The 22,231-nt window shown below is 65.2% G+C and carries 29 protein-coding genes; 22 read left to right on the plus strand and 7 right to left on the minus strand.

Annotated features, from left to right (window positions below):
• Positions 1-124: 124 nt before the first annotated feature.
• Positions 125-955, plus strand: a complete 831-nt coding sequence (locus X566_RS04940) for an MJ0042-type zinc finger domain-containing protein (protein WP_034463999.1) — start codon at positions 125-127, stop codon at positions 953-955.
• Positions 956-1,333 carry a response regulator gene (locus X566_RS04945; protein WP_034464003.1) on the plus strand — a complete coding sequence of 126 codons (378 nt, stop codon included), beginning with the start codon at positions 956-958 and terminating at the stop codon, positions 1,331-1,333.
• A gap of 13 nt (positions 1,334-1,346) precedes the next feature.
• Here the strand turns inward: X566_RS04945 and X566_RS04950 are convergent, their stop codons facing one another.
• Positions 1,347-3,938: a TIGR02302 family protein gene (locus X566_RS04950; RefSeq protein ID WP_034464006.1), complete on the minus strand. Its 2,592-nt coding sequence runs from the start codon at positions 3,936-3,938 to the stop codon at positions 1,347-1,349.
• A gap of 302 nt (positions 3,939-4,240) precedes the next feature.
• Here X566_RS04950 and X566_RS04955 point away from each other — a divergent pair, with 302 nt between their 5' ends.
• The 4 genes from X566_RS04955 (at position 4,241) to X566_RS04970 (ending at position 7,326) form a co-directional block, all read left to right on the plus strand.
• Positions 4,241-4,621: a carboxymuconolactone decarboxylase family protein gene (locus X566_RS04955; protein WP_034464009.1), complete on the plus strand. Its 381-nt coding sequence runs from the start codon at positions 4,241-4,243 to the stop codon at positions 4,619-4,621.
• Between the two features lie 66 nt (positions 4,622-4,687).
• A complete protein-coding gene (locus X566_RS04960; protein WP_034464011.1) occupies positions 4,688-5,596 on the plus strand; it encodes an NAD(P)-dependent oxidoreductase in 909 nt (302 codons plus the stop codon).
• Between the two features lie 18 nt (positions 5,597-5,614).
• Complete coding sequence (locus X566_RS04965; RefSeq protein WP_034464013.1) at positions 5,615-6,412, plus strand: N-acyl homoserine lactonase family protein; 798 nt, start codon at positions 5,615-5,617, stop codon at positions 6,410-6,412.
• A gap of 104 nt (positions 6,413-6,516) precedes the next feature.
• Positions 6,517-7,326: an SDR family NAD(P)-dependent oxidoreductase gene (locus X566_RS04970; RefSeq protein ID WP_034464015.1), complete on the plus strand. Its 810-nt coding sequence runs from the start codon at positions 6,517-6,519 to the stop codon at positions 7,324-7,326.
• A gap of 15 nt (positions 7,327-7,341) precedes the next feature.
• Here the strand turns inward: X566_RS04970 and lysA are convergent, their stop codons facing one another.
• From lysA to argH, 3 genes are all read right to left on the minus strand, one after another.
• Entirely contained in the window at positions 7,342-8,616 is a 1,275-nt protein-coding gene (gene lysA, locus X566_RS04975; protein WP_034464017.1) for a diaminopimelate decarboxylase, read from the minus strand.
• 62 nt (positions 8,617-8,678) lie between these two features.
• Positions 8,679-8,969 (minus strand): lipoprotein, encoded by a 291-nt coding sequence (locus X566_RS04980; RefSeq protein WP_034464020.1) that lies wholly within the window; start codon positions 8,967-8,969, stop codon positions 8,679-8,681.
• A 52-nt stretch (positions 8,970-9,021) separates the two neighbouring features.
• Positions 9,022-10,419, minus strand: coding sequence for an argininosuccinate lyase (gene argH / locus X566_RS04985; protein ID WP_034464023.1), 1,398 nt, complete (start codon positions 10,417-10,419; stop codon positions 9,022-9,024).
• An 82-nt stretch (positions 10,420-10,501) separates the two neighbouring features.
• On the opposite strand from argH, the gene tlpA reads away from it, so the two are divergent.
• A complete protein-coding gene (gene tlpA / locus X566_RS04990; protein ID WP_051443884.1) occupies positions 10,502-11,170 on the plus strand; it encodes a thiol:disulfide interchange protein TlpA in 669 nt (222 codons plus the stop codon).
• On the opposite strand, the gene X566_RS04995 is transcribed toward tlpA, so the two are convergent.
• Positions 11,139-12,359, minus strand: a complete 1,221-nt coding sequence (locus X566_RS04995) for an MFS transporter (RefSeq protein WP_051443885.1) — start codon at positions 12,357-12,359, stop codon at positions 11,139-11,141. The two genes, tlpA and X566_RS04995, sit on opposite strands and share 32 nt — an antisense overlap.
• Positions 12,356-13,096 carry an SDR family NAD(P)-dependent oxidoreductase gene (locus tag X566_RS05000; protein WP_034464026.1) on the minus strand — a complete coding sequence of 247 codons (741 nt, stop codon included), beginning with the start codon at positions 13,094-13,096 and terminating at the stop codon, positions 12,356-12,358. Before X566_RS05000 ends, X566_RS04995 begins: the two co-directional genes overlap by 4 nt.
• A 101-nt stretch (positions 13,097-13,197) precedes the next feature.
• Here X566_RS05000 and X566_RS05005 point away from each other — a divergent pair, with 101 nt between their 5' ends.
• The 13 genes from X566_RS05005 (at position 13,198) to X566_RS05065 (ending at position 20,227) form a co-directional block, all read left to right on the plus strand.
• Positions 13,198-13,809 (plus strand): TetR/AcrR family transcriptional regulator, encoded by a 612-nt coding sequence (locus X566_RS05005; protein ID WP_034464027.1) that lies wholly within the window; start codon positions 13,198-13,200, stop codon positions 13,807-13,809.
• Positions 13,810-13,924: 115 nt separating this feature from the next.
• Positions 13,925-14,362, plus strand: coding sequence for a helix-turn-helix transcriptional regulator (locus X566_RS05010; protein ID WP_034464028.1), 438 nt, complete (start codon positions 13,925-13,927; stop codon positions 14,360-14,362).
• Positions 14,359-14,706 carry an SRPBCC domain-containing protein gene (locus X566_RS05015; protein ID WP_244434766.1) on the plus strand — a complete coding sequence of 116 codons (348 nt, stop codon included), beginning with the start codon at positions 14,359-14,361 and terminating at the stop codon, positions 14,704-14,706. The genes X566_RS05010 and X566_RS05015 overlap by 4 nt, the downstream gene beginning before the upstream one ends.
• 23 nt (positions 14,707-14,729) lie before the next feature.
• Positions 14,730-15,350 (plus strand): glutathione S-transferase family protein, encoded by a 621-nt coding sequence (locus X566_RS05020; protein WP_034464032.1) that lies wholly within the window; start codon positions 14,730-14,732, stop codon positions 15,348-15,350.
• Between the two features lie 93 nt (positions 15,351-15,443).
• A complete protein-coding gene (locus tag X566_RS05025) occupies positions 15,444-16,172 on the plus strand; it encodes a thioredoxin family protein (RefSeq protein ID WP_034464033.1) in 729 nt (242 codons plus the stop codon).
• A gap of 35 nt (positions 16,173-16,207) precedes the next feature.
• Positions 16,208-16,567 (plus strand): DUF1428 domain-containing protein, encoded by a 360-nt coding sequence (locus X566_RS05030; protein ID WP_034464036.1) that lies wholly within the window; start codon positions 16,208-16,210, stop codon positions 16,565-16,567.
• A 173-nt stretch (positions 16,568-16,740) separates the two neighbouring features.
• Positions 16,741-17,130, plus strand: a complete 390-nt coding sequence (locus tag X566_RS05035) for an ArsR/SmtB family transcription factor (protein WP_409337810.1) — start codon at positions 16,741-16,743, stop codon at positions 17,128-17,130.
• Positions 17,114-17,617 carry an SRPBCC family protein gene (locus X566_RS05040; RefSeq protein WP_034464038.1) on the plus strand — a complete coding sequence of 168 codons (504 nt, stop codon included), beginning with the start codon at positions 17,114-17,116 and terminating at the stop codon, positions 17,615-17,617. The genes X566_RS05035 and X566_RS05040 overlap by 17 nt, the downstream gene beginning before the upstream one ends.
• A gap of 23 nt (positions 17,618-17,640) precedes the next feature.
• Positions 17,641-18,063, plus strand: a complete 423-nt coding sequence (locus X566_RS05045) for a VOC family protein (protein WP_034464040.1) — start codon at positions 17,641-17,643, stop codon at positions 18,061-18,063.
• Between the two features lie 91 nt (positions 18,064-18,154).
• Positions 18,155-18,676 carry an SRPBCC domain-containing protein gene (locus X566_RS05050; RefSeq protein WP_034464042.1) on the plus strand — a complete coding sequence of 174 codons (522 nt, stop codon included), beginning with the start codon at positions 18,155-18,157 and terminating at the stop codon, positions 18,674-18,676.
• Between the two features lie 25 nt (positions 18,677-18,701).
• Positions 18,702-19,130, plus strand: coding sequence for a DoxX family protein (locus X566_RS05055; RefSeq protein WP_051443886.1), 429 nt, complete (start codon positions 18,702-18,704; stop codon positions 19,128-19,130).
• Positions 19,131-19,215: 85 nt separating this feature from the next.
• Complete coding sequence (locus X566_RS05060) at positions 19,216-19,707, plus strand: DUF1579 domain-containing protein (RefSeq protein ID WP_244434681.1); 492 nt, start codon at positions 19,216-19,218, stop codon at positions 19,705-19,707.
• Positions 19,708-19,747: 40 nt separating this feature from the next.
• Entirely contained in the window at positions 19,748-20,227 is a 480-nt protein-coding gene (locus tag X566_RS05065) for a DUF1772 domain-containing protein (protein WP_034464043.1), read from the plus strand.
• A 17-nt stretch (positions 20,228-20,244) separates the two neighbouring features.
• On the opposite strand, the gene X566_RS05070 is transcribed toward X566_RS05065, so the two are convergent.
• Complete coding sequence (locus X566_RS05070; RefSeq protein ID WP_034464045.1) at positions 20,245-20,754, minus strand: helix-turn-helix domain-containing protein; 510 nt, start codon at positions 20,752-20,754, stop codon at positions 20,245-20,247.
• 118 nt (positions 20,755-20,872) lie between these two features.
• On the opposite strand from X566_RS05070, the gene X566_RS05075 reads away from it, so the two are divergent.
• The gene (locus X566_RS05075) at positions 20,873-21,415 is read left to right on the plus strand and encodes a dihydrofolate reductase family protein (protein ID WP_034464048.1); all 543 of its coding nucleotides are present in this window, start codon (positions 20,873-20,875) and stop codon (positions 21,413-21,415) included.
• Positions 21,416-21,521: 106 nt separating this feature from the next.
• Entirely contained in the window at positions 21,522-22,175 is a 654-nt protein-coding gene (locus X566_RS05080) for a glutathione S-transferase family protein (protein ID WP_034464051.1), read from the plus strand.
• The last annotated feature ends 56 nt before the right edge of the window (positions 22,176-22,231 follow it).

The following is a 22,231-nucleotide window of genomic DNA, read 5'->3' on the forward strand; positions in this document are numbered from 1 at the left end:
ATCGCCCGGTCCCCTCTGCGCCATCCATCCATAGCGGTTTTGCGGCCGTTATGGTTTCCGATTCGTTAACAGACGGCTGATAGCTTGCCGGCACCTTAAGGACGAATCGGCTTTACGCAGCGCCATGACCATCGTTTGCCCGAATTGCGAGACCTCCTACGACATCGCCCCGGAAACCCTCGGCCCGGCCGGACGGACCGTTCGCTGCGTCCGCTGCCGTCAGACCTGGCACGCGCGCATCGATGACGGCATGCGGATCGAGGCGATGGCCGCGGCCGACGGATTCCGCTCCGTCGGCGGTTCCCCTGCCGACGCGATCTCCTTCCGGACCGGAGCGGCCGACGAGGCGCCGGTGCCGCGGATCGACAGCCCGCCGATTGCCGACACCGGCACGACCGAGCACAACTGGACCGTGCTCGCCCACCAGGACGCCGCTGTCCGTCCGCGCCCGCCCCGGGCCGGCGGCTGGACGCTGCGGAGATTCACGTTCGGATCGCGCCAAGCCGGACGTTTCCGGATCACCCCGCCGATGGCGGTCGGCGCCATGGCCGCGCTGGCGGTGGCGCTGCTGATCTGGCGCAAGGACGTGGTCCGGCTGATGCCGCAGACGGCGGCCTTCTTCCAGAGCATCGGCCTCGGCGTCAACCTGCGCGACCTGGCCTTCCAGGACGTCCGAGTGATGGCGGAGATGGTGAACGGCAGCCGCGTCTTCGTCATCGAAGGCGAGATCGCCGCCACGGCGCGCAAACCGGTCGAACTGCCGCGGCTGCGCTTCGTGGTGCAGGACGAGCGCGGCGCCGACATCTACGCCTGGAACACGGTGCTCGAACAGACGGTGCTGCAACCCGGCGAACGGCTTGCGTTCCGCTCGCGCCTCGCCTCGCCGCCTGCGGACGCGCGCAACATCGTCGTCCGCTTCTTCAACAAACGCGACATCGCTTCGGGACGTGCTTGAATGGCTCGCATTCTGATCGCCGACGATGAGGAATCGATGCGCCTGCTGGTCGGGCGCGCGATTGCCATGGACGGCCACGACATCACCACCGCCGAAGACGGCGCTGAGGCGCTGGAGATCCTGCTGCGCGACGACGGCAGCTACGACCTGCTGCTGACCGACATCAAGATGCCGGTGATGGACGGGATCGCGCTGGCGCTCGCCGCTGCCCGCGACTTCCCGCAACTGACCATCTTGCTGATGACCGGCTTTGCCGACCAGCGCGAGCGCGCCTCCGGGCTCGACGCGATCGTGCATGACGTCGTCACCAAGCCGTTCGCAGTGGCCGACATCCGCGCCGCCGTGGCCGACGCGCTCGCGACCCGCCGCGCCGCCTGAGCGCTCGCCAGCCTCAATAATCCTTCAGCAGTCGTTCGAGATAGTCCAGTTCGAGCTGCGGCCGCTGCGGATCGGAGAAGCGCCGGCGCAGCTCCTCAAGGATGCGACGCACACGCTGCACGTCGATCTCGCCCGGAATCTTCACGGTCAGGTCGTCGCCGAATTCGCGGCCGCGCAACGGCCGGCCGAGCGGATCGGCATTGGCGCCGCTGTTCTGCTGCCGGCCGGCGCGGTTGGAAGGACCGTTGTCGTTCGGATTGCCGTCGCCCTGGCCCTGCTGCATCTGCTGCGCGAGATTCTGCGCGCCGCGCCGCAAGGCTTCCAGGGCGCGGCCTTGCGAGCCGACCGCACCATCGGCGTTGCCATCGCCGAGCTGGTCGCCGGCGTCGCCCATCGCGCTGTCCGCATCGCCGAGGCTCTCATCCCCGTCGCCCTGCCCCTGCTGGCCTTGCTGCCCCGGCTCGCCCTGCTGATCCTGTTGGCCCTGCTGCCCCTGACCGCGCTGGCGCGGACCCATGCCCTGCTTCGCCATCTGGTCGAGCAGCTTCTGCAACCGATCGCGCAGTGCCTGCTGATCCTGCTGCAGATCGCCCATCCCGTTCTGCGGGTTCTGCTGGTCGCCGCGCCGGCCCCGTTGCTGCCGCGAGTCCTGCCCTTCGCGGAACGTGCGGTCCCGCAACTGCTGCTGCTTGCGGATCACGTCGCCAAGCTCGTTCAGCGCCTGCTCCATCTCGTCGTCGCCGCCCTGCCCGGGCTGCGCCATCTGCAGGTTCTCCAGCATCTGCTGCAACTGATCGAGCAGTTGCCGCGCGGCGTCCTTGTCACCCGAGCGCGACAGCCGCTCCATGCGGTCGATCATGTTGCGCAGATCGTCCTGGCGCATCACGCGCGTATTCGGATCGAGCGGGCGAGCGAGCTGCTGCGGGTTGTTGCGGAGCTGCTCGGCGAGCTGGCGCATGAAGTTATCGAGCGCCGCGCGCAGCTGCTCGGTCAGCTTCTTGATCTCCTCGTCGGAAGCGCCGCGTTCGAGCGCCTGGCGCAACGCCTCCTGTGCGGCACGCAGCGCCCGTTCGACGTCGCTGATGTCGCCGTCCTCGATGGTGACGGCCAGCGCCCACAGGTTGCCGACCACCTCGCGCAGATCGTCGTCGGACTTCGCGCGCTCGATCTGATCGTAGACGGTGCGCAGGCCGAGATACTGGCCGAGCTCCGGCGTGAACAACTCGGGCTCGACCATGAAAGCATCGATCGCCTCGCGAACGTCGTCCTGCTTGTTAGCGTCGAGCGCGAGGTTGCGACGCTGCTCGATCAGGGCACGGGCCAGGGGCTTGACGAACAGCCGCTCCGGCATCCGCATCTCGAACGGCGCGCTGCGCCCCTCATTGCCGGCTTCGTCCTTGGCGGTCAGCGTCAACGTCACATCGGCGCCTGCATAAGGGTGCTCGGTCAGATCCTTCACGGTCTGACCAACCCCGTTGCGCGTGCGGGCGTTCGGCAACGCCAACGGGAAGTCCGGCGGCGTGAACAGCGGGCGTGCGGCAGCGCTCGGCTCGGTGTTGCGGGCGATGAAGGTCGCATGCGCTTCGGTGACGCCGTAATCGTCCTCGAGCTTGTAGGACATCAGCAGCGAGCCGCGCGCCTGCCGCTCCGGGTCCTTCGCGAGCGAGATCGAAGGCGCCTTGTCGGCAACTGCAGCGAACCGCCATGGGGATAGCCCCGACGGGGCGCGCACATGCACGGAACCGTCGGCAGTGATGGTGTAGCGGCGCTCCTCGGTGCCGGTCGGCGGCGGCTTGTCGCCCGGTTCCGACTCGGCGATGCCGCCCGTGGTTGCGACATCAAGCCGCCCCCCGCTCGCGCGCACCACCAGCGTCGAACCGGCCGGCACAGACAGCACGCCCTGATCCGCAGCCGCCGGATGCGCGGGGTTGTTGGCAGCGGCCGTCAGGATGATCGGCGGCCGGCCGGTATAGGCCGGCGGAGCGACCCAGGCATCGAGGCGCGCATTGGCCGTTGCCAGCACACCGTTCCAGTCGAATGCGGCCGCCACCCGCGCCCGGCGGTCTTCGCCGGCGGCAATCGCCGTCACCACCATCAGCACGATCACCAGCGCGCGCAACGCCCAGGGGTCGTGGATCGCCAGCCGCGGCGATGGCAAACCGGCCTTGATGCGCTTGATCGACGCCAGCGTGCGTTCGCGCTGCTCGCGCCACAACGCCTGCGTCAGCGGATCCTGCGAGGTCAGCGTGTCGGTTAAGGCCGTCGCAGGCCGATGCCTGACGCCCGTTCCGCGATCGAGCCGCAGCAGGGCCTCGTTGCGACTCGGCCAGCGAAACCAAATCAGCGGGACGAGAGCGGCGATGCCGAGCACCGCGAACAGGCCGAGCGCCACCACCCGCGCCACCGACGGAAGCGCCAGCCAGAGTCCGGCCCACGAGACCGCGAGAAACAGACCGCCGACCGTCAGCAGCCGCGCCAGGATCGGCCACAGCCGCTCCCAGGCGATCGCATAGGTCGCGCGCCGAAGAGCCTGGTCGAGCTGCAGGCGCGCCAGCGGATCGGCTGGCGCCGGCGTCTTGGCGGGATCAGGACTGCGGCCGTTCAATGCGCTCTCCTTGGCTCGCCGGAAGGGCTCACCGACAATCAAAGCCTAACACGGTGGCGACGCTGAGGCACGGCCAACACTGCGGCAATCCCGCCCGACGCCGATCGGCCCCACACCAATTCATCCGATACGACAGCATGGGGAACCAGCTGGGCGGAACGATCCTATCGTCAATTCTGCCTCTCAGAACGTTTTTGTCACCGCGATCAAGCTCTTAGTTTCACGAATGCGTGACGGATGCAGCAAGACGTCCTAAGTTCGGCGCGGCCCAAACCACCACGAACACAGGAGGAAAACGTCACATGGATAAGAAGACTTTCGACAAGGGCGTGGAAGTCCGCACCGCCGTTCTCGGCAAGCAGTATGTCGAGAACGCGCTGAAGAACGTGGACGATTTCAACCGCCCGTTCCAGGAGCTCGTGACGGAATACTGCTGGGGCGCCGTCTGGGGCCGCGACGAGCTGCCGCGCAAGACCCGCAGCATGCTGAACATCGCCATGATCGCGATCCTGAACCGGCCGCACGAGTTCAAGCTGCACATCAAGGGGGCACTGACCAACGGCGTCAGCAAGGATGAGATCCGCGAAATCCTGATGCAGGTGGCGATCTATGCCGGTGTGCCCGCGGCCGTGGACAGCTTCCGCCTTGCCCGCGAAGCCTTCGCCGAGCTCGAGAAAGCCTGACCGTCAGGTTTGTCGGCAGCGCAAGCCAATCCAACCCTCCAAACAAACAAGAAACAGAGAAGACCCATGGACATCGGATTCATCGGCCTCGGCAAGATGGGCCTGCCCATGGCCCGCCGCCTCGTCGCGGCCGGCCATACGCTGACCGTCTATGACACCCGCCGCGAAGCGGTGGACACGCTGGTCGCGCTTGGCGCGCAGGCGGCGAGTTCGCCGAAGGACGTCGCCGACCGCACCGAAACCGTGATGGCGAGCCTGCCGTCGCTCGACATCTCGCTGGCGGTCGCGACTGGCAAGGACGGCGTGATCGAAGGCAAGCGGGTCAAGCGGCTGGTCGATCTGTCGACCACCGGCTCGCGAATGGCCGTGAAAATCCACGACCTTCTGGCGCAGAAGAACATCGTGCAGATCGACAGTCCGGTGAGCGGCGGTGTCGGCGGCGCCGAGAAAGGCACGCTGGCGGTGATGGTGTCTGGCCCGCGTGCGGAGTTCGATCGGCTGAAGCCCGCGCTCGACGTGATCGGCAAGGTGTTCTTCATCTCGGAGAAGCCGGGCGCCGGCCAGACCATGAAACTCGCCAACAACTACCTGTCGGCGACCGCGATCGTCGCCACCTCGGAAGCGGTGGTGATGGGCGTCAAGGCAGGCCTCGACCCGAACGTGATGATCGACGTGATCAACGCCGGCTCCGGCCTCAACACCGCAAGCCGTGACAAGTTTCCGAAGTCGGTGCTGCCGCGCACCTTCGATTTCGGTTTCGCCACCGGATTGATGGTGAAGGACGTGCGGCTGTGCCTGGAAGAGATGAAAGGCATGGGCTTGTCGATGGAGGTGGCCGAAGCCGTCGGCCGGCTCTGGGAGACGGTGATCCGCGAGATGGGACCGGACTCCGACTTCACCGCCGCGATCAAGCCGATCGAGAAGGCGGCGGGCGTCGAGGTCAACGGCATCAAGCCGCAAGGCCTATCCAAGTAGCGCGCGGGGGCGACAGCAATGAGCGATACCTACGAAGTCTTTGCCGTCAAATATGCCCACCATGGCCCGCGCAGCGCGGCATTGAACTTCATCGATGGTGACCCGCACGAACCATCGCAACCGCTCGATTTCTACGTCTGGGCGGTCGCCAACAAGGATCGCATCGTCGTCGTCGACACCGGCTTCGACGAAGCGATGGCGAAGCGGCGCGAGCGCACGATCCTGAAGCCCGTGCCGGAGGCGCTGAAGGCGGCGGGTTTCGCCCCCGACCGCGTCAACGACGTCATCATCACCCACCTGCACTACGACCACTCCGGCAACTACGACGCCTTTCCGAACGCCCGCTATCATCTGCAGGACTGCGAAATGGCGTTCGCCACCGGGCGCTGCATGTGCGATGAAAAGATGCGGATTGCCTTCGAAGCGGACGATGTCACGGCGCTGGTGCGCAAGGTGTACGCCGGACGTATGACGTTTCACGACGGCGAGGACCAGGTCGCGCCGGGCATCACCGTGCATCACATCGGCGGGCATTCGAAAGGCTTGCAGGCGGTGCGGGTGAAGACCGCCCGCGGCGATGTCGTGCTCGCCTCCGACGGCATCCATCTTTACGAGCACTTCGAGCAGAACAAGGTGTTTCCGATCACCTACAACGCCGAGGAGGCGATCGCCGGCTACGGCAAACTGAAGGCGCTCGCGTCGTCGGTGAAGCACATCGTGCCGGGACACGATCCGAAGGTGCTGGAGCGCTATCCCGCGCCGAACGCTGCGTTGAAGGGGTGGGTGGCGCGGCTCGACGTCGAGCCCAACGCGTAGGCGTCCTGTCCGATACGCAAGGGACTGACCCGATTTCGCAACACTGACGGATGGCGCTGCCTGCTACAGGTAGCTCACAACAACAAGCGACATCGGGGGAATTCATGGGCAAGCTCGACGGCAAGGTCGCCATCGTCACCGGAGCTGCGCGCGGACTGGGCCGCGCCTATGCACGCAGGCTCGCATCGCTCGGCGCGAAGGTCGCGCTCTGCGACCTCAGCCTGAAATCCTACGCCGAGTTCGAAGCCGAAGCGAAAGACATGACCGGCGAAAGCACGGTGGCGGAGATCGAGGCGGCCGGCGGCAGCGCGCTGGGCTACGAACTCGACGCCAACGATCAAACCGCGGTGAATGCCATGGTCGCCGATGTCGCCAAGAGGTGGGGCCGCATCGATATCCTCGTCTGCAATGCCGGCGGCGGGCGCGGCAAGCCGGTCGAAACCAAGGCCAGCACGCTCGATCCGGCGCTGCTGCATCTCGTCGTCGGCATGAACCTCTACGGCACCGTCTACTTCGTCAACGCGGTCGCGCCGCACATGAAGGAACAGCGCTCGGGCCGCATCGTCACGGTCAGTTCCACCGCAGGACTGAGCCCATCGCGCGACGGCGGCTATGCGCATTATGGTGCGGCCAAGGCCGCGATCGCCCACTACACGCGCTATCTCGCGCAGGAGTTGGGTCCATTCGGCATCACCGCCAACTGCATTGCGCCCGGCTCGATCGCCACCGGGCGGATCATGGCCATCGTCATTCCGGGAAGCGTTGGCGCCAATCGCGATCCCGCCGCGCGCATCGCCCTGCGTCGCCAAGGCACCGTGGAGGATTGCGCAAAGGTGGTGGAGTTCCTCTGCACCGACCTGTCGGATTACGTGACCGGCACGGTCATCCCGATCGACGGCGGCATGCTGCGGTGATTCGTGCTGTGCGGGTTACTGGTTGCTCAGCCAGGGCGCGACGCGATCGAGCGCGATGATGTCTTCGGCCTCGAACCGCGGCCGCACCACCGCATACTGGGCGCCATTGACCAGAACTTCTGGAACCAGCGCGCGCGTGTTGTAGGTGCCGGCTTGCACCGCGCCGTAGGCGCCCGCGCTCATGATCGCCAGCAGGTCGCCCTCCTTGGGCTCGGGCATGCTGCGATCCTGCGCCATGTAGTCGCCGCTCTCGCAGACCGGACCAACGACGTCGGCGATCAGCATCGGCGTTCCCGCCGGCGGCTGCCGCACGGGAAGGATATCGTGGTGGGCCTCGTACAGCGTCGGCCGCACCAGATCATTCATCGCCGCATCGACGATGACGAAGTTCTTCGCCTCGCCGGGCTTCATGTAGAGCACGCGCGTCACCAGGATGCCCGCATTGCCAACCAGCAAACGGCCCGGCTCGAACAGCAGCGTGCAATCGAGGCCCTTCACCGCGCGCTTGACCACGTCCGCATAGGCCTTCGGCTCCGGCGGCGCCTCGCGATCCGCATGGTAGGGAATGCCGAGCCCGCCGCCGAAATCGATATGCGAGATCGCATGCCCGTCGCTGCGCAGCACGCGCACGAAGTCGGCGAGCACGGTGAACGCATTCTCCAGAGGCTCCAGATCGGTGATCTGGCTGCCGATATGCATGTCGACGCCGGTGACGCGAATGTTCGGCAGCTTGGCGGCGCGGGCATAGACCTCGCGCGCGCGGCTGAGCGGAATGCCGAACTTGTTCTCGGATTTGCCGGTCGAAATCTTCGCGTGCGTCTTGGCATCGACGTCGGGATTGACCCGCAGCGAAATGCGCGCGGTGCGCCCTTCGTTGGCGGCCAGCATCGACAGCAGCGCAAGCTCGCTTTCCGACTCGACGTTGATCGACAGAATGCCGACTTCCAGCGCCATCCGCAGTTCGGATGCGGTCTTGCCGACGCCGGAGAACAGAATCTTGTCCGGCGAGATGCCCGCCGCCAGTGCCCGCTTCAATTCGCCGCCCGAGACCACGTCGGCGCCGGCACCGAGCCGGGCGAACGTCTTCAGCACCGACTGGTTCGAATTCGCCTTCATGGCGTAGCAGATCACCGCGTTCACATCGGCAAAGGCCTCCGCGAACACACGGTAGTGCCGCTCGAGCGTCGCCGTCGCATAGCAGTAGAACGGCGTGCCAACGGTGCGCGCAAGGCTGCTCAGATTGACCCCTTCGGCGTGCAGTTCGCCGTCGCGGTAGTCGAAATGGTGCATGGTCGAACTTGTAAGGTTCTGGAGCGATCGAAATCGCGTCGAGAATGTCCAGCCGAGAGTGTCTAGTCGAGAATATTGTCGAGGAAGATACGCCGTTTCTGCCCTTGAGGAGCGGCAGCCGGCCTGTCGTCGTCTTCCGTGTCGAACACGCTCAAGGGATTCGACGACCGCGGCGCCTGCACCGTGTCGCCAGCCGCTGCCGGTTGCGCGGCCGCCTGGGGCGGCAGGTCAAGACCGCTCTTGCGGCCGCAGCCGCCCAACGCGAGCGCGATCAGCGCCATGCCAACCAGCGCTAGCTTTCCGGATCCCACCATGCCACTCACGCCAAAATCCCCAAGTTGCAGCGGCACCATACAAAGGTTGCGCTGCGATAGCGAGCCCCGAAAATGCCGTCCGAGCTTCCCTTCACCGGGAAATCGCGTCATTTTCCAGGCGTTTGCGCCAGGCTTCGGCTTGTTCACGGACATTTTTCGGGGCCGTGCCGCCAAAGCTGGTCCGGCTGGCGACCGAGCTCTGCACCGACAGCACCGCCAGCGCCTCCGCCGTGATGCGCGGCTCGACCACCTGCATGGTGGCCAGCGGCAGGGCATCGAGGGCGACGCCGGCTTCCGCCGCCTTGGCGACGATCCGGCCGGTGACGTGATGTGCCTCGCGGAACGGCATCTTCAGCGTCCGCACCAGCCAGTCGGCCAGGTCCGTCGCCGTCGCATAGCCGTCACCCGCCGCCTGCTCCATCCGCGCTTTATCGGCGATCAGATCGCGCACCATGCCGGTCATCGCATTGATCGCCAACGCCAGCGCGCCGAGCGCATCCATCGCCCCTTCCTTGTCCTCCTGCATGTCCTTCTGATAGGCGAGCGGCAGCCCCTTCATGACGATCAAGAGCGCGTTGAGCGAACCGATGATGCGGCCGGTCTTGGCCCGGACCAGTTCGGCGGCGTCCGGATTACGCTTCTGCGGCATGATCGAGGAGCCGGTGGTGAACTTGTCCGACAGACGGATGAGCCCGACCAGCGGCGAGGTCCAGATCACGATCTCCTCGGCGAAGCGCGACAAGTGTACGGAAGCGATCGCCGCCGCGGACAACGTCTCCAGCACGAAGTCGCGATCCGACACCGCGTCGAGGGAGTTCGCGGTTGGCCGATCGAAGCCGAGCGCCTTCGCCGTGGCGAAGCGGTCGATCGGGAACGATGTCCCCGCCAACGCCGCCGAGCCGAGCGGGCTTTCGTTCAGCCGCTTGCGCGCATCCGCAAAGCGGCCGCGATCGCGGGCCGCCATCTCCACATAGGCCAGCAGATGATGGCCGAAGGTCACCGGCTGCGCGGTCTGCAGATGCGTGAAGCCCGGCATCACCGTGTCGGCGTGCTCCAGCGCGCGCTCCACCAGCGCCCGCTGATACTCGGCCAGCGCTGTGTCGAGCGCATCGATGGTGTCGCGCACCCAGAGCTTGAAATCGGTCGCCACCTGGTCGTTGCGCGACCGCGCCGTATGCAGGCGCCCCGCGCCGGGACCGATCAGCTCCGCAAGCCGGCTCTCGACATTCATATGAATGTCTTCCAGCGCTCGCTTGAACGTGAAGGTTCCCTGCGTGATTTCTGACAGAATCGTGTCTAGACCCTGGGCGATGTTTTTTGCATCGTCCGCCGCGATAATTCCCTGGGCGGACAGCATTGCGGCGTGCGCCTTCGACGCGGCGATATCCTGCGCGTAGAGGTGGCGATCGACGTCGATGGAGACGTTGATCGCTTCCATGATCGCGTCGGGACCGCCCTCGAAGCGGCCACCCCACATCTTGTTGCTCATAATTTGCTGCTCACGCCTCACCTGCTAAACCGTATGCCAGCATCCCCGTAACGCTCAACCGAAAGCGAGCACGACAGCGATCATGACAGTGAACGGCCAGACTCCCGAAACACCGCGTTCAGCATCGCGCCGGGTTGCGATCGTTGCGGGCGCTCTCGCTGTCGGCATCGTTGCTGGCGTGGCCGGGGTATACGGGATGAAGGGCCTGACGCGCAATGCAGGCGATCCCGTCTGCCGCGCCTCGTTCGATCTGGCCCGCAAGGTCGCCCCCTTCGCCAAGGGCGAAGTCGCCGCCGTCACTCCCGCCAGCAAGCCGTTGCTGGTTCCTGACCTGACCTTCCAGGACGGCTCCGGCGCCCAGAAGAAGCTGTCCGACTGGCGCGGCAAGACCGTACTGCTGAATCTGTGGGCGACCTGGTGCGTGCCGTGCCGCAAGGAGATGCCCGCCCTCGATGCGCTGCAGGCCAAGCTCGGCGGCACCGATTTCGAGGTGGTGGCGGTCAACATCGACACCCGCGACCTCGACAAGCCGAAAAGCTTCCTGAAGGAGACTGGAATCACCGCGCTCGGCTATTTCAGCGACCAGAAAGCAAAGGTTTTCCAAGATCTTAAAATGGTCGGCAAGGCCTTTGGCATGCCCACCTCGCTGCTGATCGACCCCAACGGCTGCGAGATCGGCACCCTGGCCGGGCCGGCCGAATGGGCCAGCGACGATGCCGTCAATCTGGTGAAGGCAGCTCTCGGCCGCTGAGGGCGGCCTGCGGCCGGACGATGATGATCGCGCCGGCGACAAGCACGGCGACAACCGCCAACGCCGCTCCCGCATAACCGGCAGCCACTGTGCCGAAACGATCCGCCGCCGCGCCGCCGGCAAGCGCGCCGAGCGCGATGCCGAGGTTGCAGACGGAGATGTTCAGCGCCATCGCGAAGGCGGGTGCATCGCGTCCGGCTACCATGGCGCCGACCTGACAGAACACGAACGCAGCGGTGTGGGCCGCTCCCCAGACGATGACGAGAACAACGAGCGCAAGCCGATGCCCGCCCGCCGACGGCAGCAGCGTCATGACCAGCGCGAGCGCACCGGACCCGATCGCTGAGACGCGCACCGGATCGGAACGCGCAACCCGTCCCGCGATCGCGTTGCCGATGACGCCCGCAAAGCCGAACAACATCAACATCCAACCGACAGCGACGCCATCGAGCGTTCCGACCAGCGACAACAGCGGTGCGATATAGGTGTAAGCCGCAAACATCGCCGTGAACAGGACACCGGCCAACGCAAGCTGCGCCAGAAAGCGCGGTCGCGCCAGGAGCGAGACGGCGGCCCGTGACGATGCCGGCGGATCGCCTGCAAGCCGCGGGAACAGCGTTCCGATCAGCCCTGCGGCGACAAGCCCGAGCATCGCCAGCCCGCCAAAGCTCGCGGGCCAGCCGAGCCGCTCCGCGACCATTGCCGTCAGCGGCACACCGAGCACCGCAGTCGCGACCACCCCCTGATTGACACGCGCCGACGCCCAGCCCTCGCGGCTATGCCCCGCAAGCCGCGCTGCGCTGACAATGGCGATGCTGGCGAGCACCGGCAGCAGGCCACCCTGGACGATCCGTACGGCCAGCACCACCGTGCCGCTTCGTGTCAGCGCCGCAACCGCATTGCCCAGCGCAAACACCAGGACGGCGACCACCAGGACACGGCGCGGCGCGTAGCGCGAGGCGGCCATGGTCAGCAGCGGCCCCAGCACGGCGGCCGCGACCGCGAATGCGGTGACGAACCAGCCGGCGCGGGCCAGCGAGATGTCGAAGTCGCGGGCCAGCACCGGCAACAGCCCGACCACGGAGAACTCCGTGGTCACCGCCATGAACATCGCGACGGCAAGCACGGCAATGGCCAGCGTCGGCGAACCTCGGTCCGGCGCAGCGGTGCCTATGGCACTGCCGCTCATACGTTGGCGCCGCCGTCCAGGGTGAAGGCCGCGCCGGTGGCAAAGCGACTCTCCTCGCTTGCGAGCCAAGCGACGATGCTGGCGATGTCGCCGGGTTCGGCGAAGCGCGGAATCGCCATCAGGCTGCGCTGCGCATCCGCGTGATCGCCATTGGCCGGATTCATGTCGGTGTCGGTCGAGCCCGGCTGGACGATGTTGGCCGTGATGCCGCGCGGTCCGAGATCGCGCGCAAGGCCCTTGGTGAGACCGACCAGCGCCGCCTTGCTCAGGCTGTAAAGGCTGAGCCCTGCGCCCGGCACGCGTGCGGCGAGATTGCTGCCGATGGTGATGATGCGGCCACCTTCACGCATGTGCCGTGCGGCCGCCTGCGATGCGACGAACACGGACTTCACGTTGACCGCGAGCGTCTCGTCGTACTCCTCCAGCGTCAGCGCATCGATCGGCTTGGCGACGAAGATGCCTGCGTTGTTCACCAGGATATCGAGCCTGCCGAAGGTCGCCGCGGTCTGCTCCACCGCAGCCTGCACCGCCTTGGGATCGGTGTTGTCGGCCGCGATCGCCAGACCCCGCCGGCCGGCGCGCTCGATCTCGGCGACCGTTCCACGCCCTTTGTCCGCAGCACGCACATAGGTCACCGCGACATTGGCACCATCCTTCGCCAGCCGCCGGGCGATTGCCGCCCCCATGCCGCGGCTACCGCCAGTGACCAGTGCAACCTTGTTTTCGAGACGAGACATCGGCCTCTCCTTTTATGTATCAATCGATACATAAACAGATGATGCGCTTGTCAGCCGAGGTCAAGAGATTTATTTATTGAATATTACAGAAAGGAACGATCATGGCGGAACGGGGCCGCCCGCGCAGTTTCGATCGGCAGGCCGCGCTGCGGCAGGCGATGACTGTATTCTGGGCCAAGGGATATGACGGCACGTCGCTTGCGGATCTGACGCGCGCCATGGGGATCAATCCGCCGAGCCTGTACGCCGCGTTCGGCAGCAAGGAGAACCTGTTCCGCGAGGCGGTCGCACTCTACAGCGGCAGCGAGGGCTGTGACATCTGGTCCGGCCTCGATCAGGCGCCGACCGCGCGCGAAGCGATCGCCACCATGCTGCGTGCCAGTGCCGAGAGCTTTTCGCGGCCCGGCAAGCCGCGCGGCTGCATGATCGTGCTCAGCGCGCTCAACGCCGACGAGGGTAACGCCGCGGTCTGCGAAGCCTTGCGCGAGCAGCGCACCGGCAACATACGGCAACTGCGGCAGCGCATCGAGCGCGCCATCGCCGCGGGTGAACTGCCGGTCACAGCCGACGCGCGCGCCATCGCCACGTTCTATGCGAGCGTCCAGCACGGCATGTCGATCCTGGCGCGCGATGGCGCGTCACGCAAATCGCTGCTCGCCGTGGCCGACAACGCGATGCTTGCGTGGGACGGTTTCGCGGCTGCCGCCGCATGACAGGCGGCTGACGTCCAGAGGTTCGGGTTCCCGCTTCAGTCGCGCGGGCCATGCCGGCTTGCGGTGATCCTGCGGCTCTCTTGACGCGGCCGATGCCGGGTCTATACTTAACCGTATGGTTTACTATCAAGCCGACCCGCTCGATAAGACGTTTGCGGCGCTGTCCGATCCTACCCGGCGCGCGCTGCTGGCGCGGCTGGAGGCGACCGACGGGCTGTCGATCAGCGAACTGGCGAAGCCGTTCGCGATGTCGCTGCCGGCGGTGATGAAGCACATCGACGTGCTGACCGATGCCGGGCTGATGACCCGCACCAAGATCGGCCGGAAGGTGACCTGCAACCTCAATGCCGCCGCCATGCAGGCCGCCGCCGGTTGGCTCAATCGCTACGCGCGCTTCTGGAATGAGAAGCTCGACAAGCTCGTTGCATTTCTCGAAGAGGACGATCCATGCGAGCCGCTCCCGCAGCCGTCAAACCCAGCCTCACCCTCCAACGGCGGCTCAACGCCGCGCCCGAAAGGGTCTACGCCGCCTGGACCGAACCGGAAAAAATAGCCCGCTGGTTCGGACCGAGCGTGGTGCTGCAGGACACTGTCGAGGCGACGATGGACGTCCGCCCCGGGGGCAGCTTCCAGGTCTCCTTCAACAGCGAGGACGGCGAGTACCACCGGGTCGGCGGCGTCTATCGCGAGGTCGTGCCCAACCAGCGGCTCGTCTTCAGCTGGGCCTGGTACACGACGCCGGAGCGGGAATCGCTCGTCACCGTCACGCTGAAGCGCGAGGGCGATCACACCCTGCTGACGTTGTTGCATGAGCAGCTGTTCGACGAGGCCACGAAGGCGGGCCACACCCGCGGCTGGACAGGATCGATGGACAAGCTGGAAGCGATGTTTGCCTGACGCATCCGACGAGGAGCACGGTCATGAAGCTCTACTACGACGTGACGATGAATCCGCGAAAGGTGTGCGCACTGGCGAAGCATGTCGGCGCTCCCCTCGCCTATGTGCATATCCGCCTCGGCAAGGGCGAGCACCAGACCCCGGACTTTCTCGCGCTCAATCCCAATGGCAAGGTCCCGGTGCTGCAGGATGGCGACACGACGCTGTGGGAGGCCAACGCGATCATGGCCTACCTCGCCCGCGCCGCATCCTCCGACCTCTGGCCCGACGACGGCGGCAAGCAGGTCGAGGTGTTGCGCTGGCTGAGCTGGGATGCGGAGCACTTCTCCCGCCATACCGGCGACCTGTATTTCGAGTACATCATCAAGCCACAGTTTGCCCTCGGCGACCTCAACACCGCAGCGGTGACGCAAGCCACCGCCGCGTTCCGCCAGTACGGCCGCGTCCTCAACGATCATTTGCGCGGCAGGCGCTACCTGCTCGGCGATGCGCTGACGATCGCCGACTTCGCCGTGGCGGTCACGCTGCCCTATGCCGAACGGGCGAAAATCCCGGTCGATGAATTCCCCGAGATCGTGCGCTGGCACGATCGGCTGAACGCGCTGGCGGCGTGGCGCGATCCGTTCCCGGCGGCGGCGGCCTAACGCTAAGCCGCAGCGCGGCCGCACCCACACGACGCAACGCCAAACACCGAGACCGACGAAACGGGCTGGGATCTTTCAAGGGAGTTGACGACCATGCAACATGCCATCGTATCCCGCGACGAGTGGCTCGCCGCCCGCAAGGCCCATCTGAAGAACGAGAAGGCGCTGACGCGCATGCGCGATCTTGTCGCCGCCGAGCGGCGCGCTTTGCCCTGGGTGAAGCTGGACAAGACCTACGTCTTCGACACCGAGCACGGGCAGAAGGAGTTGGCCGAGCTGTTCGGGAACAACAGCCAGCTGATCGTGCATCACTTCATGTGGCGGCACGACCTGGACCAAGGTTGCGCCAGTTGCTCGCTCGAGGCGGACCATGCCGAGGGCGCATTGGTCCACCTGCGCAATCACGACGTGTCCTATGTCCGCGTCTCCCGCGCGCCGCTGGAGAAACTGCTCGCCTACAAGAAACGCCTCGGTTGGAGCGCCGACTGGGTCTCGTCCTGGAACAGCGACTTCAACTATGATTTTCATGTCTCCTTCACCAAGGACCAGCTCGCGCAAGGCAAGGTCGACTACAACTACGACCTGGTGGAGGGCTTCGACGAACTGCCGGGCCTCAGCGTGTTCTACAAGGACGCAAGCGGCGACGTGTTTCACACCTATTCGTCCTATGCGCGCGGCAACGAAGAGGTGATCGGCGCGTTCATCTATCTCGACATCACGCCCAAGGGCCGCAACGAGACCACGATCATGGATTGGGTCAAGCGCAACGACGAATACGAAAGTCCGAAGAGTGCGTCGTGCTGCCATGCCGCAGCCGGCTGAACCTTTCATCACCCCCGTAAGCAAGGAGACATCTGGTGCCTTACGTCGACGGCTTCATCGTTCCGGTTCCGAAGAAGAAAGTGAAAGACTATCTCAGAATTTCCAAGAAGGCTGCGAAGGTCTGGAAGGAGCATGGCGCGCTCGAATTCCGCGAGTGTATTGCCGATGACGTGAAGGTCGGCAAATGGACCTCGTTCCCGCGCAGCGTCAAGCTGAAGCCGAGCGAAACCGTGTTCTTCTCCTACATCGTCTACAAGTCGCGCGCCCATCGCGACCGGGTCAATGCCAAGGTGATGAAGGACCCGCGTCTCGATAAGATGATGGCCGGTGAAGCCATGCCGTTCGACGGCAAGCGCATGATCTTCGGCGGCTTCAAGGTCAGCATCGACAGCTGACGAGCCAGACCATCGTTTGCCTGCAAATGCCCGTGCCGCCGCACGGGCATTTTTTCTTGCCATCCTGCCGCAACAGAGAACGCGCAAAAAGAACGGGCCGCATGCGCTTTGCCGGTTGACTCCGGACGCGCAGGCCTGTACTTAACCAAAAGGTTATTTAACCGATTGGTTCTATGAACATGCCCGACCGCCTGACCAGGACCTTCGCAGCCCTCGCCGATCCGACCCGGCGTGCGATCCTGGCGCGGCTGGCGATGGGAGAAACCACGGTCAACGATCTCGCAAGGCCATTCGCCATGAGCGGCCCGGCGGTGTCGAAGCATCTGCGGGTGCTGGAGAATGCCGGCCTGATCACGCGTGGCCGCGCGGCCCAGTGGCGCCCATGCCGGATCGAGCCGCAAGCCTTGAAAGGCATCGACGACTGGCTCGATCGCTACCGGCAGTTCTGGGAGGAGCGGCTCGACCGGCTCGAGGATTTTCTCACCGGGATACAGACGAGCACGACGGGGAAGCGGGCGCGCAAACCATCAGCAAAGGAGAGACCTCATGGACGCAAGAAATGATCAAACCCTGTTCATCACCACCCCGTCGGAGCGTGCATTTGCGCTGAGCCGCAGTTTCAATGCGCCGCGCGACCTGGTGTGGGAGGCGGTGACGAATCCCGATCATGTCCGGCGCTGGTACGGCTGTGCGCAGTTCACCCTCGCCGTCTGCGACATCGACCTGCGCGTCGGCGGAACGTATCGCTACACCATGCGCGGGGCCGACGGCGTCGACCACACGATGACCGGGGTCTATCGCGAGATCGTCAGGCCCGAGCGGATCGTTCACACCGAGCGTTACGAGACCACTAACCTGATCACGCCGTACGCCCTGGTGACGATGACGCTGACCGAGCAGGCCAGCAAGACCCGGCTGCACACCGTGGTCGAGCATGCCAACCAGGACAATCGCGACGCGCATCTCAACTCCGGTGTCGAACACGGCGCCAACGAAACTTTCGACCGGCTCGCGGCCTTGCTCGAAACCCTCGTCGCCGAACGCACCTGATCTCGCATCGAAAGGACCAGACCATGGCCGATCAAAACGACATGCCGCCGATCACCCCCTATCTCACCGTCAAGGGGGCGAACGAGGCGATCGCCTTTTACGCAAAGGCTTTCGGCGCCACTGAGAATGCGCGCCTGCCGGCCGAAGACGGCAAGCGGCTGATGCACGCCGACATCTCCATCTACGGTGGACGCGTGCTGATGTCGGACGCCTTCCCCGAATACGACGCTTCCAGTGCGCCGCCGAGCGAAGCCTCCTCACCCGTGGCGATCGCCCTGCATTTCAAGACGCCGGCGGAACTGGACGCGGCCTTCAAGCGTGCCGCCGACGCCGGGGCGCGGGTGATGACGGAGCCCGCGGACATGTTCTGGGGCGGCCGCTTTGCCGGGGTGATCGATCCGTTCAACCACCGCTGGATCATGCACGCGCCGCTGCCGCCGAAGTGACACGCCTCCGCGCGGCGCGCCCGCCATCCGCGCGCCGTGCGGAATCCGATTCATCCGAAGCCCGTATGACATCCACCATCGAGAAGTCGCCATGTCCGTAACCGAAACACTCCAAGATGCGCGCCAGGAATTCGTCGTGTCGCGAACCTTCAACGCGCCGCGCGCGCAAGTGTGGCGGGCGTGGACCGACGCCGATGCGCTCGCGCGATGGTGGGGACCGAAGGGATGCACGCTTCGCGTCATCGCCCTCGACGTGAGGCCGGGCGGCATCTTCCACTATGCGATGGAATTCGGCGGAGCGCCGGCGATGTTCGGCCGCTTCGTCTATCGCGAGGTGACCGCGCCCGAAAAGCTTGTTTTCGTCACCTCGTTTGCCGACGCAGCCGGCAGCGTGATCCGCGCCCCCTTCAGCGAGACGTGGCCGCTCGGCGTCCACAACACGCTGACGCTGACCGAAACAGGCGATCAGACCGCGCTGACCTTGCGCGGCGGCCCGGTTGATCCGACCGACGCCGAGTACGAGATCTTCCTCGGCATGTTCCCGTCGATGCAGCAGGGCTTTGCCGGCACCTTCGAGCAGCTCGACAGCTATCTGACACAAGCTCTGGCCTGACGGCCCCGACACAAGGAGCACCCCCATGACGGTCATCGCCGAACCTTCCTCCCCGCCCCTGCGCGACCAGCAGGTTTCGTCGGGCGCGCTTTGGACCGGCCGCATCATCAGCGGTCTCGTCGTAATGTTCCTGCTGTTCGACGGCGCCATCAAGCTCGTCCCGCTGCAAGTGGTCACGGACACATCGCTGCAGCTCGGCATCCCAACCCATCTCGCGCGGACGCTGGGCGTGCTGACGCTCGCCTGCACGCTCCTCTATGCCGTGCCGCGCACGTCCGTCCTCGGCGCGATCCTGCTGACCGGCTACATCGGCGGCGCGATCTACGTGCATGTGCGCGCGGACAGCCCGCTGCTCACGCACACCCTGTTCGGGGTCTATCTGGCGCTGCTGATCTGGGGCGGACTCTGGCTGCGGGATGCCCGGGTGCGTGCCCTCATTCCGTTTCGCGATTGAACCCGTTCGCCGGCCACCCGGTGCGGGTGCGGCGACCGCAATCACCTCCACCACCCACGAATCCCATCCAACCAAGGAGATTGTTATGGACGCGATGACACCGACACCGCTCAAGGAGCACCAGTGGCTGCAACGCATGGTCGGCGCCTGGGAGATCGAGACCGAGTGCGTGATGGCCCCCGGGGAGCCGCCGGTGACGACCAAAAGCATCGAGCAGGTCAAGCCGATCGGCGATCTGTGGGTCTTGGGCGAAGGCGAAGGCGAAACGCCGTGCAACGCTCATGCGGTGTCGCGGATCACGCTCGGCTTCGATCCGCAAAAGAACCGTTTCGTCGGCACCTTCATCGCATCCTTGATGCCGAACCTCTGGCTTTATGACGGCACGCTCGACGCCAACGGCCGGGTGCTCACGCTCGACAGCGAGGGCCCAAGCTTCGCAGGCGACGGCACGTTGGCGAAGTATCAGGATATCGTCGAGTGGGTGTCCGACGATCACCGGATCATGAAATCCCAGGTGCTCGGCGCCGACGGCACCTGGAACCACTTCATGACGGCCAATTACCGGCGCAAGAAATAAGCTATCGTGGTGCTGGCGCGACGAGAGAGCGGAGGACGACATGGCGGATCTGTTTGCGATCGCAGTCTTCGCCGCCCTGCTCGGAGCAGCCTTGATCGCCGGCACGTTCTTCGCTTTCTCGGCTTTCATTATGAAGGCGTTGGCGAAGATCGCACCGACGGCCGCCATCGCGGCGATGCAGTCGATCAACGTCGTCGTGATCAATCCGATCTTCCTCGCGATCTTCGTCGGCACGGCCGCACTCGGGATCGGGATCGCGCTTGCCGCCCTGTTCCGGTTGCCGGAGACCGGCGCGATCTTTGCGCTGGCGGGCGGCCTCAGCTATGGCCTCGGCACCTTCCTGGTGACCATGCGCTGCAACGTCCCGCTCAACGACGCGCTGGCCAAGGTCGGACCGGACAGTCCGCAGGGCCGACAGGTCTGGACCCGCTATCTGTCCGACTGGGTCTGGTGGAATCACGTTCGCACGGTTGCCGCGCTGACGGCGACGGCGCTGTTCGCCCTGGCGTTACGGGACTGATGGGCGGCAAGACGCGTTCAGCCCGCCTGCGCCTTGCGCCTGACCACATCCTCATAGGCCTTCTGCAACGTCTCGGACACGGTCGGCCCTTTTCGCTTGCGCGCCCGTATGCCGAGATGGGTCTCCCGCAGTTCGTCCTGAAACTCGGCCCACAGCTTCGGCCCACCTTCCTCCAGAAGCTGCGCGCGGATCGACAATGCCTCCGTCACCGGCAGGTGTTTGCGTCCCCACGCCGCCATCTGCGCCAGCACCGGCAGCAGCGTGATGCCGCGTTCGGTCAGGCTGTAAATGCCTTTTTGCTTGTGGGTCGGATCGTCGGCCCGGGTGATGATGCCCTGCTCCGTCAGCGTCTTCAGGCGATCGGCCAGTATGTTGGAGGAGATGCCCTCCTCCGACTTCGTCAACAGTTCGCGAAAATGCCGGCGGTTGCCGAACATCATGTCGCGAATGATCAGCAGGCTCCACTTGTCGCCGAGCACCTCCAGGGTGAGATTGATCGGACATCCAGATCGGATCTGCTCGTTCATCGCTGCTTTCTCTGCGCGCAGAGCTCTGCTGCGCTTCGCAAATTAAACTGCTTGCATTTTCGCATCGGTTTCGATACCTTGCAACCAGTTGCAAATTGCAATCAGTAAAGGAGTGCTCATGGCCAAGCTGATCATGTGGAATCTGGTGACGCTCGACGGCTACATGGAAGGGCCCGGTCGCGACATCTCCTGGCTGAACGCGTTCTGGGGCGAGGATCTGGAGCAACTGTCGATCGAGCAGGGAAGGAGCGCTGGTGCGCTGCTGTTCGGTCGCGTCACCTACGAGCTGATGGCCAGTCACTGGCCGACCGAAACCGGCGAGATCGCCGACTTCATGAATGCGCTGCCGAAATACGTCGCCTCGCGCAGCCTCACGCAGCCGGGCTGGACCAATACGCAGCTCATCAATAGCGGGGTGAACGATGCGATCGTCCGGCTGAAGCGCGAAATTCCGAAGGATATCTTCATCTTCGGCAGCGCCGATCTGTCCGCGGGTCTCACCGAGGAGGGGCTGATCGACGAGTACCGCATCTGTGTAACGCCGCTGTTCCTCGGCAAGGGCACACCCCTGTTCAAGCCGGGCCGCACCGCCAAATTGCGACGGCTCGATGCAAGGCCGCTGTCGAACGGTGCGGTGATCCTGCGCTACGCCCCTGCCTGACCAAGGGGCTCGAGCTGTCGGCCACGGCCGCCCGCATCCGCTTCGCCGTCGGCTCGAACAGCAGCCGACGAGCTGCGATCCCCGCACATCCATTCGGGAGTCATCTATGTCGCTCACGCTGCACGCCCACCCGCTCTCCTCGTTCTGTCAGAAGGTGCTGATCGCGCTCTACGAGAACGACACGCCGTTCACCCAGAAGCTGATCGACCTCGGCAGCGACTCCGCGCGTGCGGAGTTCGCCAAGCTGTGGCCGATCCTGAAGATGCCGGTGCTGCAAGACGATGCGCGCGGCCGCATCATTCCGGAGACCAGCGTCATCATCGAGTATCTGCAGCGCTTCTATCCGGGAAAGACGACGTTCATCCCGGACGATACGGAGGCGGCGCTCGACGTCCGCCTGCGCGATCGCTTCTTCGATCTCTACGTCAACGAGCCGATGCAGGCGATCGTCGGCAACCGGCTGCGTCCAGCGGACCAGAAAGACCCGCTCGGCGTGGCGCGAGCGCGAGAACGGCTTTCCGGCGTCTATGCGCAACTCGACAGGGAGCTATCCGAACGACCATGGGCTTGCGGCGATACCTTCACCATGGCCGACTGCGCCGCCGCACCCGCGCTGTTCTATGCCGAGAAAGTTCATCCCTTCAAAACCGCGCACAAGCATGTTGCCGTCTACTTCGAGCGGCTGATGCAGCGTCCGTCTTTCGCCCGCGCCGTCGCAGAGGCCAGACCCTTCATGTCGCTGTTTCCGCAAACCGACTGAACTGAGCCAATTCCGTAATACGGAAAAATTGCGTATCCGGCTGGCGCCCCGACGCT

The sequence above is a fragment of the Afipia sp. P52-10 genome, from assembly GCF_000516555.1.
Classification (GTDB): Bacteria; Pseudomonadota; Alphaproteobacteria; order Rhizobiales; family Xanthobacteraceae; genus P52-10.

Bases quoted from the DNA above. Each gene is read 5' to 3' on its own strand.
- X566_RS04980 (WP_034464020.1), bottom strand. From the start codon at position 8,969: ATGGTGCCGCTGCAACTTGGGGATTTTGGCGTGAGTGGCATGGTGGGA.
- X566_RS05065 (WP_034464043.1), top strand. From the start codon at position 19,748: ATGGCGGATCTGTTTGCGATCGCAGTCTTCGCCGCCCTGCTCGGAGCA.
- X566_RS05020 (WP_034464032.1), top strand. From the start codon at position 14,730: ATGAAGCTCTACTACGACGTGACGATGAATCCGCGAAAGGTGTGCGCA.
- argH (WP_034464023.1), bottom strand. From the start codon at position 10,419: ATGAGCAACAAGATGTGGGGTGGCCGCTTCGAGGGCGGTCCCGACGCG.
- X566_RS05035 (WP_409337810.1), top strand. From the start codon at position 16,741: ATGAACATGCCCGACCGCCTGACCAGGACCTTCGCAGCCCTCGCCGAT.
- tlpA (WP_051443884.1), top strand. From the start codon at position 10,502: ATGACAGTGAACGGCCAGACTCCCGAAACACCGCGTTCAGCATCGCGC.
- X566_RS05050 (WP_034464042.1), top strand. From the start codon at position 18,155: ATGTCCGTAACCGAAACACTCCAAGATGCGCGCCAGGAATTCGTCGTG.
- X566_RS05005 (WP_034464027.1), top strand. From the start codon at position 13,198: ATGGCGGAACGGGGCCGCCCGCGCAGTTTCGATCGGCAGGCCGCGCTG.
- X566_RS05025 (WP_034464033.1), top strand. From the start codon at position 15,444: ATGCAACATGCCATCGTATCCCGCGACGAGTGGCTCGCCGCCCGCAAG.
- X566_RS05060 (WP_244434681.1), top strand. From the start codon at position 19,216: ATGGACGCGATGACACCGACACCGCTCAAGGAGCACCAGTGGCTGCAA.
- X566_RS04945 (WP_034464003.1), top strand. From the start codon at position 956: ATGGCTCGCATTCTGATCGCCGACGATGAGGAATCGATGCGCCTGCTG.
- X566_RS05055 (WP_051443886.1), top strand. From the start codon at position 18,702: ATGACGGTCATCGCCGAACCTTCCTCCCCGCCCCTGCGCGACCAGCAG.
- X566_RS04965 (WP_034464013.1), top strand. From the start codon at position 5,615: ATGAGCGATACCTACGAAGTCTTTGCCGTCAAATATGCCCACCATGGC.
- X566_RS05040 (WP_034464038.1), top strand. From the start codon at position 17,114: ATGGACGCAAGAAATGATCAAACCCTGTTCATCACCACCCCGTCGGAG.
- X566_RS05010 (WP_034464028.1), top strand. From the start codon at position 13,925: ATGGTTTACTATCAAGCCGACCCGCTCGATAAGACGTTTGCGGCGCTG.
- X566_RS05045 (WP_034464040.1), top strand. From the start codon at position 17,641: ATGGCCGATCAAAACGACATGCCGCCGATCACCCCCTATCTCACCGTC.
- lysA (WP_034464017.1), bottom strand. From the start codon at position 8,616: ATGCACCATTTCGACTACCGCGACGGCGAACTGCACGCCGAAGGGGTC.
- X566_RS04995 (WP_051443885.1), bottom strand. From the start codon at position 12,359: ATGAGCGGCAGTGCCATAGGCACCGCTGCGCCGGACCGAGGTTCGCCG.
- X566_RS05070 (WP_034464045.1), bottom strand. From the start codon at position 20,754: ATGAACGAGCAGATCCGATCTGGATGTCCGATCAATCTCACCCTGGAG.
- X566_RS04970 (WP_034464015.1), top strand. From the start codon at position 6,517: ATGGGCAAGCTCGACGGCAAGGTCGCCATCGTCACCGGAGCTGCGCGC.
- X566_RS05000 (WP_034464026.1), bottom strand. From the start codon at position 13,096: ATGTCTCGTCTCGAAAACAAGGTTGCACTGGTCACTGGCGGTAGCCGC.
- X566_RS04940 (WP_034463999.1), top strand. From the start codon at position 125: ATGACCATCGTTTGCCCGAATTGCGAGACCTCCTACGACATCGCCCCG.
- X566_RS05075 (WP_034464048.1), top strand. From the start codon at position 20,873: ATGGCCAAGCTGATCATGTGGAATCTGGTGACGCTCGACGGCTACATG.
- X566_RS04955 (WP_034464009.1), top strand. From the start codon at position 4,241: ATGGATAAGAAGACTTTCGACAAGGGCGTGGAAGTCCGCACCGCCGTT.
- X566_RS05080 (WP_034464051.1), top strand. From the start codon at position 21,522: ATGTCGCTCACGCTGCACGCCCACCCGCTCTCCTCGTTCTGTCAGAAG.
- X566_RS04960 (WP_034464011.1), top strand. From the start codon at position 4,688: ATGGACATCGGATTCATCGGCCTCGGCAAGATGGGCCTGCCCATGGCC.